At 39.7% G+C, this 18,128-nt stretch carries 10 protein-coding genes; 2 read left to right on the top strand and 8 right to left on the bottom strand.

The window, feature by feature from the left end; translation table 11 throughout:
• Nucleotides 1–366: 366 nt before the first annotated feature.
• The 3 genes from EYS08_RS14080 to EYS08_RS14070 all read right to left on the bottom strand — a co-directional run bounded on the left by EYS08_RS14080 (nt 367) and on the right by EYS08_RS14070 (nt 4,017).
• Entirely contained in the window at nt 367–1,692 is a 1,326-nt protein-coding gene (locus EYS08_RS14080; RefSeq protein WP_131030638.1) for an alpha-L-fucosidase, read from the bottom strand.
• 231 nt (nt 1,693–1,923) lie between these two features.
• A complete protein-coding gene (locus tag EYS08_RS14075; RefSeq protein ID WP_131030637.1) occupies nt 1,924–3,615 on the bottom strand; it encodes a S41 family peptidase in 1,692 nt (563 codons plus the stop codon).
• A 186-nt stretch (nt 3,616–3,801) separates the two neighbouring features.
• Nucleotides 3,802–4,017, bottom strand: a complete 216-nt coding sequence (locus EYS08_RS14070; RefSeq protein WP_029280579.1) for a hypothetical protein — start codon at nt 4,015–4,017, stop codon at nt 3,802–3,804.
• Nucleotides 4,018–4,256: 239 nt separating this feature from the next.
• Here EYS08_RS14070 and EYS08_RS14065 point away from each other — a divergent pair, with 239 nt between their 5' ends.
• Both EYS08_RS14065 and EYS08_RS14060 read left to right on the top strand, forming a co-directional pair.
• Nucleotides 4,257–4,859 carry a porin family protein gene (locus EYS08_RS14065; protein ID WP_131030636.1) on the top strand — a complete coding sequence of 201 codons (603 nt, stop codon included), beginning with the start codon at nt 4,257–4,259 and terminating at the stop codon, nt 4,857–4,859.
• 189 nt (nt 4,860–5,048) lie between these two features.
• Entirely contained in the window at nt 5,049–6,881 is a 1,833-nt protein-coding gene (locus EYS08_RS14060) for an outer membrane protein assembly factor BamB family protein (protein WP_131030635.1), read from the top strand.
• A 68-nt stretch (nt 6,882–6,949) separates the two neighbouring features.
• On the opposite strand, the gene EYS08_RS14055 is transcribed toward EYS08_RS14060, so the two are convergent.
• The 5 genes from EYS08_RS14055 to EYS08_RS14035 all read right to left on the bottom strand — a co-directional run bounded on the left by EYS08_RS14055 (nt 6,950) and on the right by EYS08_RS14035 (nt 18,065).
• A complete protein-coding gene (locus tag EYS08_RS14055) occupies nt 6,950–8,794 on the bottom strand; it encodes a RagB/SusD family nutrient uptake outer membrane protein (RefSeq protein WP_131030634.1) in 1,845 nt (614 codons plus the stop codon).
• Between the two features lie 11 nt (nt 8,795–8,805).
• Nucleotides 8,806–12,273 carry a SusC/RagA family TonB-linked outer membrane protein gene (locus EYS08_RS14050; RefSeq protein WP_131030633.1) on the bottom strand — a complete coding sequence of 1,156 codons (3,468 nt, stop codon included), beginning with the start codon at nt 12,271–12,273 and terminating at the stop codon, nt 8,806–8,808.
• Nucleotides 12,274–12,539: 266 nt separating this feature from the next.
• Nucleotides 12,540–13,337 (bottom strand): DUF4397 domain-containing protein, encoded by a 798-nt coding sequence (locus EYS08_RS14045; RefSeq protein WP_131030632.1) that lies wholly within the window; start codon nt 13,335–13,337, stop codon nt 12,540–12,542.
• A gap of 25 nt (nt 13,338–13,362) precedes the next feature.
• Complete coding sequence (locus tag EYS08_RS14040; RefSeq protein WP_131030631.1) at nt 13,363–14,973, bottom strand: SusD/RagB family nutrient-binding outer membrane lipoprotein; 1,611 nt, start codon at nt 14,971–14,973, stop codon at nt 13,363–13,365.
• A gap of 8 nt (nt 14,974–14,981) precedes the next feature.
• The gene (locus tag EYS08_RS14035) at nt 14,982–18,065 is read right to left on the bottom strand and encodes a SusC/RagA family TonB-linked outer membrane protein (RefSeq protein WP_131030630.1); all 3,084 of its coding nucleotides are present in this window, start codon (nt 18,063–18,065) and stop codon (nt 14,982–14,984) included.
• Nucleotides 18,066–18,128: the final 63 nt, after the last annotated feature.

Genomic DNA, 18,128 nt, shown 5'->3' with positions numbered 1-18,128 from the left:
GGCAGACAGCTGAAATTAAGAATTTACTCAATAGATCATAGCTACCCATAGCATCAGGATCACTAAAAGAAATACTTAGCGCTAATATGTTACCTGAAATATAGCCAGGAGGGGATGTCTATTTCATTTTTATGCCTAAAATAAAATTTCGACCCCAAATCTGTTCAGAAATGCCAATCAAAAATGAACTTCCGCCTATAAATATAATTATCGCGGAATAAAATCAGGTGATATTCATTTTTAGAACTTAGTAATATTCAGATTACGACAGACATGCGGATTTTAGGAGCTATCGGATGACACTCTTTTATTGAAATCAAAAGATCCTTCACTGCATTCAGGATGACAACATACATAATCGACCTCTTAGCCAATCTCCAAAACAATTACCTGATCGGGATCTGCACTATTTAAAGTTGTAGTAATGTTTAATGTTGATTTTTTAAAGGTATAGTTTACCGGACTTTTATCTTTCAGTAAATATGCCTTTTTGATTTTCTTTAGCGGAAGGTTCTCTAAGTTAAGCGTAGTGGTTTTTCCATCTACAATGTGGACGTAAACTTTCTTATCGCTTTGCGTAATGCTTCCCCAGGCCTGTGGTTTTATAAATCCTGCTTTAGTACCATAAATGCTTTCGCCATATACTCTAAGCCAATCGCCCAAACCAGCTAATCGGTCTTGAAACTCTGGTTGGATTTTACCACTCGGCATTGGCCCGATGTTCAATAAAAGATTGGAACCTAAACTTGCGGCTTTAACCAACATATGCACCAGTTCTTTATTCGATTTGTAATAAGTATCACTCAAATTATATCCCCACGAATTTGAAATGGTTTCGCAGGTTTCGAGTGGCAGTTTATCTGATGCCTTTTGAAAACTTAAGCCTGATTTATTCTCACCAGGAAGATCGCGTTCGAACATCTGAAAATCTTCTCCGGCAAAGGGCGAAAGGTGGTGGTTGTTACCGATCATACACTGCGGTTGAAGTTTATGGATTAAACCATAAATTTCATTGTATTTCCAATCAATCCGCGATGTTCTGTCTTTTGATCCTTCTGGTGCAGTCTGATCCCAATGCCCGTCAAACCAGATTCCTCCTATTTCGCCATAATTGGTCAATAGCTCGGTTAACTGGTTTTTCATAAACTGCAGATAACTTGCATAATCGCCTTTACCAGTCCTACCTGAGTTCTGCCCGGTACGGCCAGTTTCGTGGGGATAGTCTTCTCTGCGCCAATCTAACAGCGAATAATACAGGTACAGTTTTATGCCCTGCTTGTGGCACTCATCGGCCATCATTTTTACAATATCTTTTTTGTAGGGCGTATTCATGATATTGAAATCAGAATATTTGGTATCCCACATGCTAAAACCATCATGGTGCCTGGTAATCAGCGTAATGTATTTCATTCCGGCATTCTTCGCCATGCTCACCCATTGTTCGGCATTAAACTCAACAGGGTTAAAAAAATCTTTAAGGTTGGTATAATTATGAACATTCAACTTTCGTTCATTCATTACCCATTCGCCGCTCCCTGGTATACTAAAAGGCCCCCAGTGGATAAACAGGCCAAAACGTGCATCATTAAACCATTTACGGCTTTCGATATTTGATGGAGATGGGCTGTAAGTTTGGGCAGAAACATTGAATGCTATAAAGCCAAAGAAACACAAAAGCAGTATTTTTTTCATGCGAATATTTTCGATTTGATTAGAATTTGAAATTAATCATTTATTCACGTTAATCAACCTTTAAGCTAATAGGGCTTAAGCTTTTTCCATTAAAACTTAAGATTCCACATTAAAAACCAAATTTAGGTGCAGTTGTCTTAAGTTAAGTAAAACAAAAAGTATATAAACAGATATCTTGCTTTCTAACCAGGCAAAGTTGAAAAATTTGCTATTTATTTTGTAGTCAACCTACTAATCAACAACAGCAAGCGCTTTAACTGGCTTACCTATTACTTTGTAATTTCCATCGCCTTTTAAAATGGCCAGGATCTGCGATTGGTTGGTAAAAAGGTTTTTTGCCGCAGCCAATTCTTTATCGTACTGGAAACTCTGCTCAATTCTTCCTTTTTCATAAAAATATCGGCTTACGATCTGTGTTTCTAAAACTCTTTTTATTTCTGCTTTATGCCTAACCAGATCAGTTTTTTTAGAAGAGGTAAGTTTATATTTAAGGTTCTCGAGATCGGTTTTTACTTCAGCAGATTTATTTTCCTTTTCGGCCTCTAAACGTAAATCGGAAAGCAATCTTTCGGTACGGCTGAGGTAGGTTAAATCTTTATCGGCCAAACTGCCAGAAAATGCAGCATAATCCACATCAGATAACTGGAAAGTTTTGGCTGATGCCAGACTTGGTTTTTCTTTCCTGTATTGATTTGCGTAGTTAAAGAAAAGGTTTTTATTAAGCATTGAAATGGTAATCGGACTGAGCTTTATGGCATCTACCACGATATCGGGATAAACGCCATTACCACTGTACACGTTTCTTCCTGCTTTGGTTTGGTACATTACCATAGTCGAATCGGCAAAACGCTCGGCAATACCATCTGCATTTTTATGCGCATAATCTAATTTTTGGATGCACCTGCCTGATGGTGTATAATATTTTGCCACAGTTACTTTAACCAAGCTGTTATAGGGCAGGTTGAAAGTTTGCTGAACCAAGCCTTTGCCGTAACTACGTTGCCCAATTACAATGGCACGATCTAAATCCTGTAAAGAACCTGCAACAATCTCTGAGGCTGAGGCCGAATTTCCATTTACAAGCACTACTAACGGAACTGAGGTAGAAACTGGGGTTAAAAGTGTTTTATAGGCAATGGTTTTCTCTACATTTTTGCCTTTTTGGGTTACAATAAGCTGATCTTTATTCACAAAGAGGTTCACAATTTTAACCGCTTCCTGCAGAATACCTCCGCCGTTGTTTCTCAAATCTAAAACCACACCTTTTGGATTTTCTTTTTGAATAGCCAACAGTGCATCTTTAACTTCCTGTCCGGAATTTTCAAGAAATTTATCGAGTTTGATGTAACCGATGCCATCGCCAACCATTCCTGAGTAAGAAACGTTAGGCTGTTTTATTTCATCACGGACAACTTTTTTAGTGATTTCTTTTCCATCTCTGATCACCAATAAATCTACCGGTGTTCCTTTCGGACCGCGTAACAACTGACTAATTTCTTGACGGTCTTTTCCTTTTATTGCAATCCCATTGATGCTCACCACCTGATCGCCGGCTTTAATATCACTTTTATTTGCAGGATAACCTTCGCTTACTTCATTGATAAACAGTTTGCCATCAATAAAAACAGTACCTGCACCAATGCCTCCATATTGAGTGCTCACATATTTCAGTTTGTAATCTTCAATCTCTGATTCTGGAACATATTCGGTATAGGGATCTAAACTATCCAACATGGCATCAATCCCCGTTTTCATTAATTGGGGGGCATTGGTGTCATCAACATAATTGATATTGATTTCTTTATAGAGCGAAGCAAAAATATCCAGATTTTTAGATACGAGGAATAAATCTTCTTTAAATGAAAAAGACAGAACAGCCACGCCTAAGCCAGCTGCTAAAAGACTATATTTTAGTTTCTTCATTCCCTTATATTTTTAATTCCGAAGGGCAAGTTAAATGAAATACTGCTCTTTTTGGAAGATTATTATCGATTAAGTACAAACGTAAATGTACAAAAACCGATAAATATTAAAAACAGCTTATTTGGGCTATGCGTAAATTAAGCGTTACGCTAAAAAGAAGAGCATGAAAACCAAAGGAAAGATTTACTAAAGTCTGTTACCCTTGGTATCGGCAAGTGCTTTTTGAATGGTAAATTCGATGTAGGTACGGTCGCGTTTTACCAAACGCATTAAATCTTCAATTAGCTGATCTTCCTTGCCTGGCGTAAAATCTAAAGGCTCGTTCGCCAGATCGCGATATTTCCTTAAGAACTTGGTTTTTACTTTAAATGCAGTTTCTGAAGTAAGTTGAAAATTAGCCATGGCATATTTTATTTGATGCAAAAGTAAAAAATATTTGCTCAGGTTAATACCTTTTTATGTGATGTGACAAAAAAAGTGGAGATTCGCGGATTCTTTTTGCACGATAATTGTGTTAAAAGCGCGTTATAAAACCTAATCGGATATAAAAACCGTTTAACACAAATTTTAAAAATGAAACCATGGCATGTATCATTGATCGTTTATGGTTTTATAACCCTTAAAAAAACAAATTAAACAACATGAAAAAAATCATCTTCTCTATTGTTTTCCTAACCTTAGGTTGGGCAACATCAAAGGCACAAACGTTTAACCTTGGTATTAAAGCGGGTGTAAACTTAGCCAAGTTAAATGCAGATTTTGCAAGTGAAGAAAACCGCTTAGGTTATCAGATCGGTGCCTGGGCACGCATTGGTGGCGCTAGTTTTTATGTGCAACCAGAGGCTTACATTGGCAGTAAAGGCAACAAGTTTATCAGCATTACGCAAGATAATGGGAATGAAGTTGCAGCTGAAGGAAAAGTAAAATTTACCACTTTAGATGTTCCTGTTTTATTGGGAACAAAATTTGGTGCTAAAAATTTAAACTTCCGCTTAATGGCTGGTCCGGTTATTTCATTTATTCTGGATGAAAATTCTTCTTTTAGCTCTGCTTATCAGCAAGCAACCGATTTCGACAACTACAAAAACCAGGCACTGGGCTTACAGGCAGGCGCTGGTGTAGATGTGGGTAATATTTCGGTTGATTTACGCTACGAAGCTGGTTTATCCAACATCAGTAAAAGTGAAAAATACAGCCAAAAACCTAATTTGTTTCAATTGAGTTTAGGATTTAAAATTTTGTAATTTTTTACAACAGAACGAGTAAGAGGCGGCCAATGGCCGCCTTTTTTGTTTACTTCTTTTTAGCAACAGAAAAAACTATTTCTTAACCTCTTGCTGTACATTTATTAATATGTAAAATTGGCATTACAGCCCTGTTTAAGCCCTAAAAATTATCGATTTTTATAGTAAAACAATTTAAGGAAAAATAAAATGAAATATCCCATTATTTTACTGTTTGCTGTTCTGTTATCGCTCTCTGTAAAAGCCCAAAATTTTAAATATGCTTTTGTAACTGACACCCACGTCGGTTCATCAACAGGAGAAGAAGACCTAACAAGAACCGTTGCAGATCTAAACGGGTTAAAAGACATCGATTTTGTGATCATTACTGGCGATATCACCGAAATGGGCACCAATAATGAGCTTAAGCTAGCTAAAGAGGTTCTTTCGAAATTAAATAAACCATACCACATTATCCCAGGGAACCACGATACAGGATGGTCAGAATCAGGTGGTGTAAATTTCATCAAAGAGTTTGGCAGTGATAAATTTATTTTCGACCATAATGGTTACCGTTTTATTGCCTGCGCATCGGGGCCTTATGTAAGGATGAGCGACGGGCACATCCCAAGAGATGCTACCGTTTGGCTTGACAGTGTGCTTAAAGCAACACCTAAAAATATGCCCATTATTTTTGCCAACCACTACCCATTGGATAACAGTTTGGATAATTGGTACGAAGCAACAGACGAGTTAAAGAAATATAATATCCAATATGCCATTTGTGGCCATGGACACAATAACCATCCTTATAATTTTGAAGGTATTGAAGCCACAATGGGGCGCTCTAATCTAAGGGCAAAGGATAGTATTGGTGGGTACAACATTGTAACGATGACCAAGGATAGTGCATTTTTTCAGGTTAAAAAACCAACCCAGGATATTCTTCCGGTATGGCGAAAAATTGCACTAAAAACTTTCCGGGCCGATTCAAAAAAATATAATCGCCCTGATTTTGCCATCAACAACAAATATGCAGGCACGAAAGAAGTTTGGACTTACCACTCTAACGCAAATGTAGTGAATACACCAACCTGCGCATCTAACCATGTTATTTTTGGAAACAGTTTAGGTTTCGTTGAGGCCTTAAACAAGAATACTGGAAAGAAAGTATGGACATTTAAAACCAAAGGCGCGATCTATTCATCACCAGTTGCTGTTGACAATATGGTTATCTTCGGTTCAGGCGATGGCACTATTTACGCATTAAGTGCAAAAACAGGAAAGGAAATCTGGCACAAAGAAACAACCAATTCGGTGCTGGGCTCGCCAGTGGTTAGGGGGCAACACGTGTATATAGGTGGCAGCGACAATACCTTCAGGGCATTGGATATCAAAACCGGAAAAGAAATATGGTCATTTAAAGAAGTAGAAGGTACGGTTGTGTGCAAACCACTAATTTATCAGGGCAAAATTATTTTTGGTTCCTGGGGAAGACATCTATACGCACTTGATATTAATACCGGGAACTTGTTATGGGAATGGAATAATGGCCAGGGCAACAGAATGTTTTCGCCAGCTATGGTAACGCCTGTTGCCTATAACGGCATTGTGTACATCGCAGCCCCTGACCGCTATTTAACAGCTATTGATGCAAACAATGGCAGCACACTTTGGCGCAACAAAGAAGCAACGGTTCGCGAGTCGATCGGCCAATCTGCAGACAGTAGCATCATTTATGGTAAAACCATGCAGGATGAAATCGTAGCTTATAAAGCGCAGGCACTAGATCCGGGTGTACTTTGGCGATATAACGTGGGCTTTGGTTATGAGCACGTACCATCCATGTTGATAGAGAAAGACGGAAAGGTATTTTTTGGAACAAAAAACGGTGTGATTTATGCCATCGACCCTAAACAACAAAGCACCGTTTGGGCACATAAAATAGATAACTCCATGATCAATACCGTAAATGTGATCGACAGCAAAAACATACTGGCGAGTACAATGGATGGTAAAGTGGTGTGGCTGAAAACAAAATAGCTAAAATAAATAACCTCCTCAGCTACTAGAGCTTGAGGAGGTTATAAATTCAAAGATTATCTAAAGCACTACCAACCTACGGTTTGCGTAAGTTTATAGCCCTTTTCCTGATATTGAATAATCTGCGCCTGCCCTACTGGGGCTAAATAAGCCCTATCTGTAAATGCATTCCTATTGGTTGCATTGGTAACCATCCAATAACCAATCATATCTGCAGCGTTTGTACCATTGTAGGTTATAATTGTACCATCCTCTTTTTTAACTTTAACATTTCTGGCAGTTGCATTTGCAGGAGTTAAATAACTTGGTGCTTCAGCTTGTACATTAACCCATGGTCCCAAAAAGTAATCAGGATTGATACCAAAATTCATATTGTTTAATTTTTTCCAGCGTTTTAAATCCAACAACCGGGTATGCTCAAACACAAACTCCATGCGGCGCTCCCTGCGGATTTCCCAGATCAGATCAGGAACATCGGCATCTTTAGCCGGATCAACAGGAAGTTCGCCTAACGTTAATGCAGCTGTTTTTAATACCCCTTTTGCAGTTGCTGCAGCATCTAAAGGCCGGTTTCTGATTGCATTTACTGATTTGTTTAAATCAACCTGCGTTACAGCTGTACCGCCAAAATACTGAGCTAATACGGCTTTGGCTTCAATCCAATTTAGCGCTACTTCTGCTAACCTCATTACAGGTGCATCGCTCGTGTTGGTATTGCTGCCCCAGGCTGCCGGATAAGTTTTACCGATGTAGGTTAATGCTTCTCTTGAGGCAAATTTATAACCGTAAAGCAATGTTGCCGACGGAACGAGGGCTTTATCATAAAACGAAGCTTCGAAACGCGGATCTCTTGTTTTTACCAGATCGGCAATTGTAAATGAATTCGCACCTGTAACCGAAGATTTTTGCCATACTTTGCCATCATTAAGTAGAAAAGATTTGATTAAAACCAGATTTGCATCAACCCCTACAACTTCGGTTCCATTTTGATAAGAACCGATACTGTGTGTTACGGCTAAAGCAGCATCATAAGTTCTGTATAGCAATACTTCCGGATGTCCGGCCAGATTATCGCTAGAGAACAATGATTTAAAATCGCGCCCGAAACTATATTTGTTGCTATTGATCACATAATCACCTGCCTCAACGGCAAATTCTAAATATTTTTTTGCCCTTGCCGCATCTAAACCATGGTAATGCTCATAAGTTCCTTCAAATAACATGAATCTTGAGATAAAAGCGGCAGCAATGTATTTATTTAAAAACTGAGCCCCATCATTTTCGCGCATGTTGGCCATCACAAATTTAAAGTCATCATATACTTTATCCATAACCACTCCCCGGGCATCTCTATCTTTATATAAAGCAGCAAGATCGGTATCTGAAAGTTCTTTGTCAAAATAGGGCACATCGCCAAAAACACTGACTAAACGACTGTATTCAAAACCTCTAAAAAAACGGGCAACTGCTGTCCAGTGGTTATAGGCTTCAGTAGTAATTTTAGGCTTAGCCACGTCGTTTAAACGGGCAAGCATTACATTCGATTTTCTGATCCAGGCAAAATCCCAAGTTGGACCAGCATAGGTACCCAACCAATCAGCTGCTTCAGAAACAGAACCTCTTGTAGTAGGCACACTACTTTCAAAGTTAATCTGAACATTTTTACCTGTTAAATCATCAGAGAAAGTATAACCCCTAACCGGTGTATAATCAACTCCAAAACCAGTACTATAACCGTTAAAATAGTTCGGATAGTAGCTGTTGGCATACATGCGGATATCATCTTCACCACGCCAATATTGTCCATCAATATAAGAAGTTAAGGGCAGACGGTCTAAAACATCCTTATTACAAGACACCAGAAGTAGGCAGGCCATAACCGGCAAACCATATATGTATTTAAAATATTTCATCTTCTTAATTTTTAAAAATTCAACTGAACACCAAAAGAAACACTCTTAAAGGCTGGGATTCCGGTGCCCGTACGGCCGCTGTTATAATTTGATTGGTCCCAGATCGAATAGCCGCTAACACTCTCCGGATCGATAGGCAGATCACCCAAATGATCCCAGGTAAAGAAATTCTCTAATGCAGTATATACCCTAAGCGAGCTGATACCTACTTTTTTGGTCAACATCTGTGGGAAAGTATAACCAACGGTTAAGTTTTTCAATCTTAAGTAGGCCATATTTAACAGATAGCGATCTTGAACCTGCATGTTATTGGTGGTTCCGCTTGCTGCATTGTTATAAGCAGCAGGGTAAAAAGCATTCGGGGTTTGCGGTGTCCAATAGTTTCCTGCAATAGCTTCGGGCATGGCACCATCAGCAGAGTTAAAGCCTGGGATAGCTAAAAATCCAGCACCCCAAATTTTACGGCTACCCACGCCCTGGAAAAATGCACTGATATCAACGCCTTTAAAATCGGCACCTAACCTAAAACCATATTCGTAGCTCGGATTAGAATTTCCGATTACCTCTAAATCGCCATGGTTGGCCAATGTGCCATCTCCATTGCTGATTTCCCCATCACCATTAATATCTTTAAACTTAACATCACCAGGACCAAAACGGAAGTTAGCTGAATTTTGTAAAAATGGTTGGTAAACTGGTTTTTCGCCATTTGGTCCGGCTTTTAGTTTATAAGCTTGTTTACCTGCGTTTAACTTACTTTCCGCACTGGTTAAAGTAATTATGATTGGTTTACCCGAGCCATCTAACTCGAAATCACTTGTTTGATACAATCTATCGGTACGGTAACCCCAAATTTCGCCAATATCTTTTCCATTATAATTGTTAAGCACTTGCGTTCCAGAACCATACTCGGTTAGCTTTGTTTTAGCATCGGATATATTTCCTTTAAAGTTTATGCCTAAGCCATTTTTAAACCTGTGGTTAAAATCTAAGGTCAATTCCCACCCTTTCGTTTGCAGGGCACCAAAATTCCCCTGTGGCGCCCCGGCACCAAAAGTAAAAGGGATGCCTTCCTGTGGCACAATCATATTATTGGTGTTTCTTTGAAAAACATCAAAAGAAAGATTTACCTTATTATTTAAAAGTGTTGCGTCTAGCCCTATATTGGTAGTTACAATATCCTGCCATTGAATTGCCTCTTTAATTGCATCAGGTGTGCCTACATAATTCACTTTGGCACCGTTTGCACCGATCCAACTCGATTGTCCGCTTGGCATAGTTGGAATGTATAAGTTGTTTGGTACGGTCTGATCGCCTATTGAACCCCAGGACCCCCTGAATTTTAACTGATTCAGAACTGGCTTAGTCCAGGCCATAAAACTTTCTTCACTGGCAACCCAACCTGCCGAGAACGAAGGAAACCACCTCCACTGCAAATCGGTTGGGAATTTAGAAGAACCATCGTAACGCAAGTTACCTTCAATAAGGTATTTGTTTTTAAAAGCATAATTTATACGACCAAAATATCCCAATTGTGCTTCCCACCTTTTATCTGATCCAGGAATGTTAATCCCACCAGGAATAATGCCCATCACTGTGCTAGTTGGAAGTACGGTTTGAAGTCCGGTACCGAATCTAAACTGTGGGTTAATGATATCGCTTAAATTGGTGATTTGACCAAACTGGGATTCAGCAGTAGAAGTAACCCGGTTTAAACCCAAAATAAATTTAAAATCGTGGTTTTCCTTAAGGTTTAAACTATAAGTAGTAAAAGCATTAATGGTATGGCTAAAATAGCTTGTAGCAGATCTGGCAAAATGATCGGGGTTTGACCCAGGTGTGGTATACATATCCATAGATAGATCATAGGCCGCAATTGCACCAGCCGTGGTGCTCGATACCACTTGGCCCTGATCGTTTACATAAACAGGGGCACCACTTGCATCTAAACGCGCTTTAGGCGCTACCCATGAGTTTCTTGCAGTAAATCTTGTGCCCGGTCTTTTCCAATCTTCGTTCTGGTTGGTAAAAGTATAATCAAAATCTACTTTCCAGTTTTTTAAGATATTAACGGTAGATCCCAAATTTACATTGGCATAATTTAACAATATATTAGCAGTATTTGCAGAAGCCACTTCACTTTCAGGACTGCGGATGGCATCTCCATTCTCATCCTTGCCCAATGGGTACAAGGAACTCCAACGATATAAATACAACCATGGATCGGCTGTTGTAGAGCTGGTGGTATAAGCATATTGTTTATTTCTCCGTGAATATAATGCGCCCCCGCGGATGGTAAGGTATTTGTTGATTTCACTTGAAATTTTAAATGAAGCATTGTAGCGTGTAAAACGATCTTCTTTTGCCGGCTTTAACATTCCACTCTGATCAAGCAATGCAAGTCCGATATTATAAGATGTTTTCCCGGTTGTACCACCAACGGATAGGTTATGTTGTTGGGTAGGCGCCCATTCTTTAATCATATAGTCATACGGATCGTAAGTTCTAACACCCATTTTCTGGTTAGCTCCCTGAACGTACCAGTCTCTGCCGAATATGGTCGGGTCGTCAGGGCCGATGGTGCTGCCATACTTTTCTTTCCAGGCAACGGCCTTTTCATAGCTTGCTCTGTCTACGTAATAAAATGCGCCAACTGGTGTTGTCACACCAACACGTTCTGCAGCATCAACTGTATATTTTAAACCATTTACGTCAGCCATTTTTAAGTCTTTCCAAACGTTTTGGAAAGAAAAGTTATTTGAATAATTGATTGATGGCTTATCAGATCCCGAGCCTTGTTTAGTAGTGATTAATACCACACCGAAAGCGGCTTTAGCACCATAAATAGATGCTGCAGCAGCATCTTTCAAAATGGTAATAGAGGCAATATCATTTGGATTAACCAATTGGATGCTTGGAATCTCTACATTATCCAATAAAATCAACGGTGAATTTCCACCAACAAATGATGCCAATTGCCCTCTAATTTTGATCACTGGATCAGAACCAATCTCTCCACTGGGAACAGTTACGCTTAAACCAGATGCGGCACCTTGTAGTGCTCTACCCACATCGGCGATTGGCCTGCCCTCCAAAGTCTTTTTTACATCAATGGTAGAAACTGCTCCGGTTAGATTGCCTTTACGCTGAGTTCCATAGCCCACAACAACGATATCATCTAATCCCTGAGCGTCTGTTTTTAGACTGATGTTGATTGTTTTAGCTGCACCAACGGTTCTTTCTGCCGTTACATACCCAATATACGAAAATACCAGTATGCTGCCATTAGCCGCATTAATAGAATAATTTCCATCTGCATTTGATTGCGCAACGGTAGTGCTTCCCTTAACCCTAATGGAAACACCGGGTATTGGTCCATCCTCAGATGTGACCTTACCCGTAATGGTAGTTTGTTGCGCAATGGCATGGGCCAGCAACAAAAACATACCAAGAAAAATTAATAGTAGTTTTTTTTTCATAAACGTAAGTTTAGAATTGTTTTGTAGTTTAGTCTTAATACCGCATAAAACAGCAATATTTAAGTAAATATCATTATTTATTTGATTAAAAAAAACAAATTTAGGTTTGCAACAGCTATATTACCGCATAAACACGCAAAAAAGCGCAATAACTGATTATGAAGCAGTTATTGCATTACAAGTATTTATTTTCTTACCAAGAAAAAACTCCGGAAAATGAAAAAGCCAACCGCTAAGGGTTGGCTTTAATAATCATGTGATTCAATTTATCTGATCAAAAAGAATGATACATAAGGTCTGCGCGGTGCAGTTGTAATGCCACTATAGCCACTTGCAAAAATGGTATAAACCCTTTTGTTTAAAAATGTACTTGCACTGGTATAATTGGCCAGAACTGTTGCGCTTGTAATGGCCGCTCCAGCCGGTCTGATTTTCCAGGTTTTCGATTGTGCAGACCTTAGTGTAATCTCGTTGCTAATGTTTAAATAATTTACATTACCTGCAATAAGCGAGTCTTTCGTATTATCCGTTGCACTTGTTCCATAATACAAATCTACTGATGGCACATTTGGCATGAGGTTAATGAAACGGTATTTACAATAGGCCGTATCCGGTCTGATAAAACTTTCCTGGGTTAAAACGTTTTTGGTGTTTGCGGCGGTATCGGTAATATGGGCAACATAGTTTTTACCTGCTTCTATCTGAAAGGTTGTGCTGTACAACACAAGTGAATCAGTGCCATCGTCTCTCTTTTTAGGAAGAATGATTGATAGCTTTAGATTTCCCGGGCTTACAGCCAGAAAATCAGCAGTAGAACTCCCCCCGGTATTATAACCGCCACCAGGAAATGGCGTACGGGCGGTAATTACACTGCTCACTCTTTTATCGTTAATTTTAATGGCTATTGCCCTGTTGTTATAATAATAAGAGGCATAGTTCACTTTTAATAAAGCCTGATCGTTGGTTAATTTTTCTGTTTCACCATAATCGAGCACATTTTTGGTGCAGCCAGCTAAAGCCGTTGCAATAAACAGGCCTACAAATAAGTTAGAAAATATTTTCATCTTGATATTTTTTAAATTAATAAAATTATGGCTGGCTAAACCAGGTTTCTTTGGTCATATAATCAACCTCTAGCCCGCCCCACTTACGTAGTTCTTCGGCATTCCAAACATATTCAGAATTGTACCGTGGCCTGAAACGGTAGGCATATTTACCTCCCAAAAGAAGATCGGCAGCTGGAATTTGATAGAACTGCCTGAATACTGCTGCACTGTAGTGGTGTTTCCTGATGTCAGACCATTGTTCTAAACCTGCCCATCCCCATTGTGCGATATATTTCTGGCCCATAATGTCGGCAAGAGATAATGAATCAGGGGTTTGCGCCACTTCCTTTGAGCTCAAATAACTGTTAATTTCGGCATCAGTTATCAAAGGGTCGGGCGTTTTAGAAGCCCTGCCATAGGTATTGCAAAAAATCATGTGCCCCGATATACCTGCTCTGTATGCAACTAAAGCATCGGCAGTTTTTCCTTGTAAAAACAACGCTTCTGCTTTAGTAAACTGTAATTGCGAATAGGTCATAATTGGGTATCTTGCTGCATCGGCAAAAATATATTTTCCGCTGTAGGTATTAGCCCCTGCCGGGATGCTCCCGAAAACAATAGGAAGACCAGATGTACTGCTTCCCTGGGTTGGAACGCCGGCTATATACCTGCCCAAAGTAGCTGCAGCTGTACTTGCCGGCAGCATCCTACTCAACCGTGGATCGAGTGAACTTGTTGGATTTGTGGTAGGCACTCCCCTCACCCCACCGGCAAGATAGTTTAAGATTGTGGTCGAAATACGGCCATAGTAAGTAGATGTTGTACCAGATGGATTGATATAGCCTAAGGTTGGGCCAAATGGATTGGTATCATCAGTACTTGCTGCAGAGAAATAAACTGTTGCAGATTCTGTTTCGTTGGCAAAAGATAAATTGGTGTATTTAACAACACTATCGGCGTACATGGTTTTAAACTCTGGTTTATTTACCAGATGACTGTACTGTAATGCATAAATTGCATACACAAATTTTCTCCACTTAGCCATATCTCCTTTATAAATCCCATCACCGGTAACACTGGCCAATTGCGTTGCGTAGTTGAGTGGGCTTTTCATTGTAGAATACTTAAGCGACTGTTCGCAATAGTAACGCACTTTTGCATATACTTCTGGCTGATCACGGTAAGGGAATTTTAACATCCCCGGGGTGAAAGCCTCATCCAAAATGATCGGCCCGTACAAATCTGTTGTTTGTTGGTAGGCCCAGGCCTTAATGGCATAACCAATTGCAGCATACTCATATTTTTGATTGGCAACAGCATCATTAATTAAATTTTCCAGGTTCAAACCCAAATCAACATATGTCATTCTCCATATTACCCCCCCATTATCGCTCGAACGCACGAAAGTGTGTTTTTCAAAAGCAATAGATCCATCATCGGTGGATGCTCCAATAAGATTTTGTGTAATTTTCCAAATAAACCGGTAATCCTGTGAGGTTCCGTTTGTCATCTGAAATAAAATCGGAGGAAGCAGCAGTTCTGCCTTACTGGTTTGAGGCACTGCAGGATTTGTATTAATATCGAGGTATTTTTTACACCCTCCGGCCATTAATAATACTGCCGCAGCAATATATAATTTATATAATCTTTTCATGTTATTCACTATAATTTAACCCTAAATCCAACATTAAAACCTATCGGTTTACCTACATTACCATAATCAATTCCGTAACCACCAATTCCACCAACACCTGGCGAGTTTGCATTACTCTCTGGATCGCCACCTGAGTAATTGGTAATGAGTATAGAGTCGGTTAAGGTAAAAAATGCACCAAAACTCTGGATAAATCCGATTCGCTTAACCAGTGATGGGGGAAAATCGTATGCCAGGGTAACATCCCTCAAACGGAGGGTCTTGATATTCCTTTCTACAAACATCTCTGGCGAAACGTTTAAAGAGTAGTAATTCGAAGCATAAAAAGGTGTTACAGCAATCGTATTAACCGTAGGGTTGGCTGTGTTTTGCAATCCGTCTGCCAGAACTCCCTTAATTACACGAGGCACTTCCCTATCTAAAGTTTTCAAACTAATTCCCTTTCTATAAGAGTCGTATTCAGTACCATTAACCACATCACCACCGTATCTTAAATCCCATAAGAAAGAGAGATTAAAGCTCTTGTAGCTAAACCTGTTCACAAAACCCAATGTAAATTTCGGGTTTCTGTCTCCAAGAGGATAATACTGTGTATCTGAGCTTGTTGGCAAGCCAGATGAGGTATTAATCAAGATATCACCCCTATTGTTTCGATCAAACCTGGTTCCACTGATTGCACCGGTACTGTAACCCGGATGAACTGCACTTCTGATTTCGCCAACTACCCAGGTATCAGATTCGTAAAGCTCTGGAAGTTCATTTGCCAGCGATAGTACCACACCTCGGTTGCGGGTAAAATTAAACGTGGTGTTCCAGTTAAAATCTTTCCCTTTTATTGGATTACCTGTTAGCTGTACTTCAATACCACGGTTACGTACCGTACCGCCATTCATCATCTCTAATACGAAACCAGTACCATAGCTTAAACGCGGGTTAATGATCTGATCTTTACTTAACAGGTTGTAATAGTTAAAATCTAGTCCGATCCGGTTTTTCAGGAACTGCATTTCAGTACCGATTTCAAAGTTCTCCGATACCTCTGGTTTTAAGTTGGGATTACCGCCATAATACGAATAGGCATAACCTCCACCCGTAAATCTTTTGGCCTCATAGTTTGTACCTGTAGAATATTCTCTCCATGGCTCTTTACCTGTTAGCGCATAAGAGGCTCTCAGCTTGCCATTATCCAACCAAGGCAGTGCCGTTTTAACGGAGGCCAGATCGGTAAAGTTAAAGGCCAAACTCGCTGATGGATAGGCAAAATATGGATTATTGGGCATCAAACGCGAAGCACCGTCAACCCGGCCAGATAAAGTCAAATACAATAAAGTTTTATAACCCAAAATGGCCTGTGCAAAAACACCAACCGTACGGTAACGGTTTACATAAGTTAAGGTACGCTGCGTGGTAGGCAAAGTATTGTTTATACTGTAAAAATTGGGATCATACATGTTCGTCCCACGCTGAGAATCGGTGGTCGAGTTATAATTATTAAAGGTGGCACCAATAACATAGGTATTGTTAAAATCGCCAAATTTATGCTTGGCACTGGCAGTTAATGATCCATTGAATACTTTGGTCAATTGATTATAGGTCATTACCGTTCCTCCTGTTGGGGCCGCGGCAGAACCCGAACCACGGTAAGATTGGGCGTGGTATACCGACAATCCTTTCGTATTGGCAATATCGGCACCGATAATTCCATTAATCCTTAACCATTTAGTTGGTTTTAATTCCACATTTGTATTGGCAATTAACCTGTTAACTTTATCGTTGTTCACATTTTTAACAACATCCCAAAGCGGGTTATCAAATTCCGAATATATATTTGCCAGGTGCAAAATTCTATTTCCATTGGCATCCTGATAATTTTGCACATCATAAGCAGAACTAAACCGCATTAACTGAAGTAAAGATCCATTAGCACCTTTATTGGCCTTGTCGTTATTAGAATTGATGTAATTGAAAGTGGTTGTTAATTTTAGTGCCGGCGAGATGGTACCAACAGCGGTAACCCGCGATGAAAATCTGGTATAACCTGTTGTAGGGATTGTTCCTTTAGTATCAGTGTATTCGTTAGACCAGCGATAAGAAAACTGCTCAGTTCCGCCCTCAAAAGATAAATTGTGCTTTTGTGTAAAACCCGTTTCAAAAAAATTATGGATGTTATCGTAAAGTGGTGTACTTGGTAAAAATGCCGGTCCAAAAAAATTAGAGGAACCGCCATTGTAAACGCCGTTAGAAAGCCCTGAATTATACTTTGTTTGTATCTCTGGAAATTTATTTAACTGTTCTACCCTAAACGAGTTGTTATAATTAATGCTTCCACGACCGGCTTTTCCTTTTTTGGTGGTAATTAAGATCGCACCACTTGCTCCGGCACTTCCATACAGGGCCGTGGCCTCAGGGCCTTTCATAATCACATAACTTTCAATATCGTTTGGGTTGATGTCCATCCCCCGGTTAGAATAATCCTGATCTCTGTTCGCCGCGCCCGAAACAAGTTCTCTTGTTTGGTTTAAGGTACTGTTGTTAATTGGCACACCATCTACAACAATCAAGGCATTATTATCGCCACTGATGGATACAAATCCACGTAAAACAATCTGCGCAGAGGCTCCTGGGTTTCCATTGGTACTATTAATGGATAAACCAGGAACACGGCCTTGTAGGCCTCCAAAAAAATCGTTCCTCTGTGTTTCGGCTACCTCAGTACCAGAAACCTTCGGGGTAGAATAACCTAATGATTTAACATCGCGGTCAATCCCATAGGCAGTAACTACAACCTCGTTAAGGTAGCTAGCATCAGCAGAAAGATTAACGTTAATGATTGTATTGCCCGATACAGTTCGTTCGGCGCTTTTGTATCCGACATAGGAGAATATTAGTACATCGGTTTTTAATGCTTTAATAGCATAATTTCCATCGCCGTTGGATTGCGATACGATGGTACTCCCTTTTACCCGAATGGTAACACCAGGGATGGGGCCGTCAACAGAGCTGACCTTACCGGTAACCGTTAGCTGTTGCGCAAAAATCTGTGCACTCAGCATAATCATACCGATAAAACTAAAGACTAGTTTTTTCTTCATAATTAATTAATAAGAAAGTTGGTTAAAAAGGAATAAAAATTTGTTTTCTGGTTTATCAAACAC

Source organism: Pedobacter kyonggii, from assembly GCF_004310665.1.
Lineage (GTDB): Bacteria > Bacteroidota > Bacteroidia > Sphingobacteriales > Sphingobacteriaceae > Pedobacter > Pedobacter kyonggii.
Note: the sequence above shows the minus strand (reverse complement) of the source record. Positions and strands in the feature narration are given on the sequence as shown.

What these genes read in the sequence shown, in the direction of transcription:
- EYS08_RS14080 (WP_131030638.1), bottom strand. Translation starts at nt 1,692, where the DNA reads ATGAAAAAAATACTGCTTTTGTGTTTCTTTGGCTTTATAGCATTCAAT.
- EYS08_RS14075 (WP_131030637.1), bottom strand. Translation starts at nt 3,615, where the DNA reads ATGAAGAAACTAAAATATAGTCTTTTAGCAGCTGGCTTAGGCGTGGCT.
- EYS08_RS14070 (WP_029280579.1), bottom strand. Translation starts at nt 4,017, where the DNA reads ATGGCTAATTTTCAACTTACTTCAGAAACTGCATTTAAAGTAAAAACC.
- EYS08_RS14065 (WP_131030636.1), top strand. Translation starts at nt 4,257, where the DNA reads ATGAAAAAAATCATCTTCTCTATTGTTTTCCTAACCTTAGGTTGGGCA.
- EYS08_RS14060 (WP_131030635.1), top strand. Translation starts at nt 5,049, where the DNA reads ATGAAATATCCCATTATTTTACTGTTTGCTGTTCTGTTATCGCTCTCT.
- EYS08_RS14055 (WP_131030634.1), bottom strand. Translation starts at nt 8,794, where the DNA reads ATGAAATATTTTAAATACATATATGGTTTGCCGGTTATGGCCTGCCTA.
- EYS08_RS14050 (WP_131030633.1), bottom strand. Translation starts at nt 12,273, where the DNA reads ATGAAAAAAAAACTACTATTAATTTTTCTTGGTATGTTTTTGTTGCTG.
- EYS08_RS14045 (WP_131030632.1), bottom strand. Translation starts at nt 13,337, where the DNA reads ATGAAAATATTTTCTAACTTATTTGTAGGCCTGTTTATTGCAACGGCT.
- EYS08_RS14040 (WP_131030631.1), bottom strand. Translation starts at nt 14,973, where the DNA reads ATGAAAAGATTATATAAATTATATATTGCTGCGGCAGTATTATTAATG.
- EYS08_RS14035 (WP_131030630.1), bottom strand. Translation starts at nt 18,065, where the DNA reads ATGAAGAAAAAACTAGTCTTTAGTTTTATCGGTATGATTATGCTGAGT.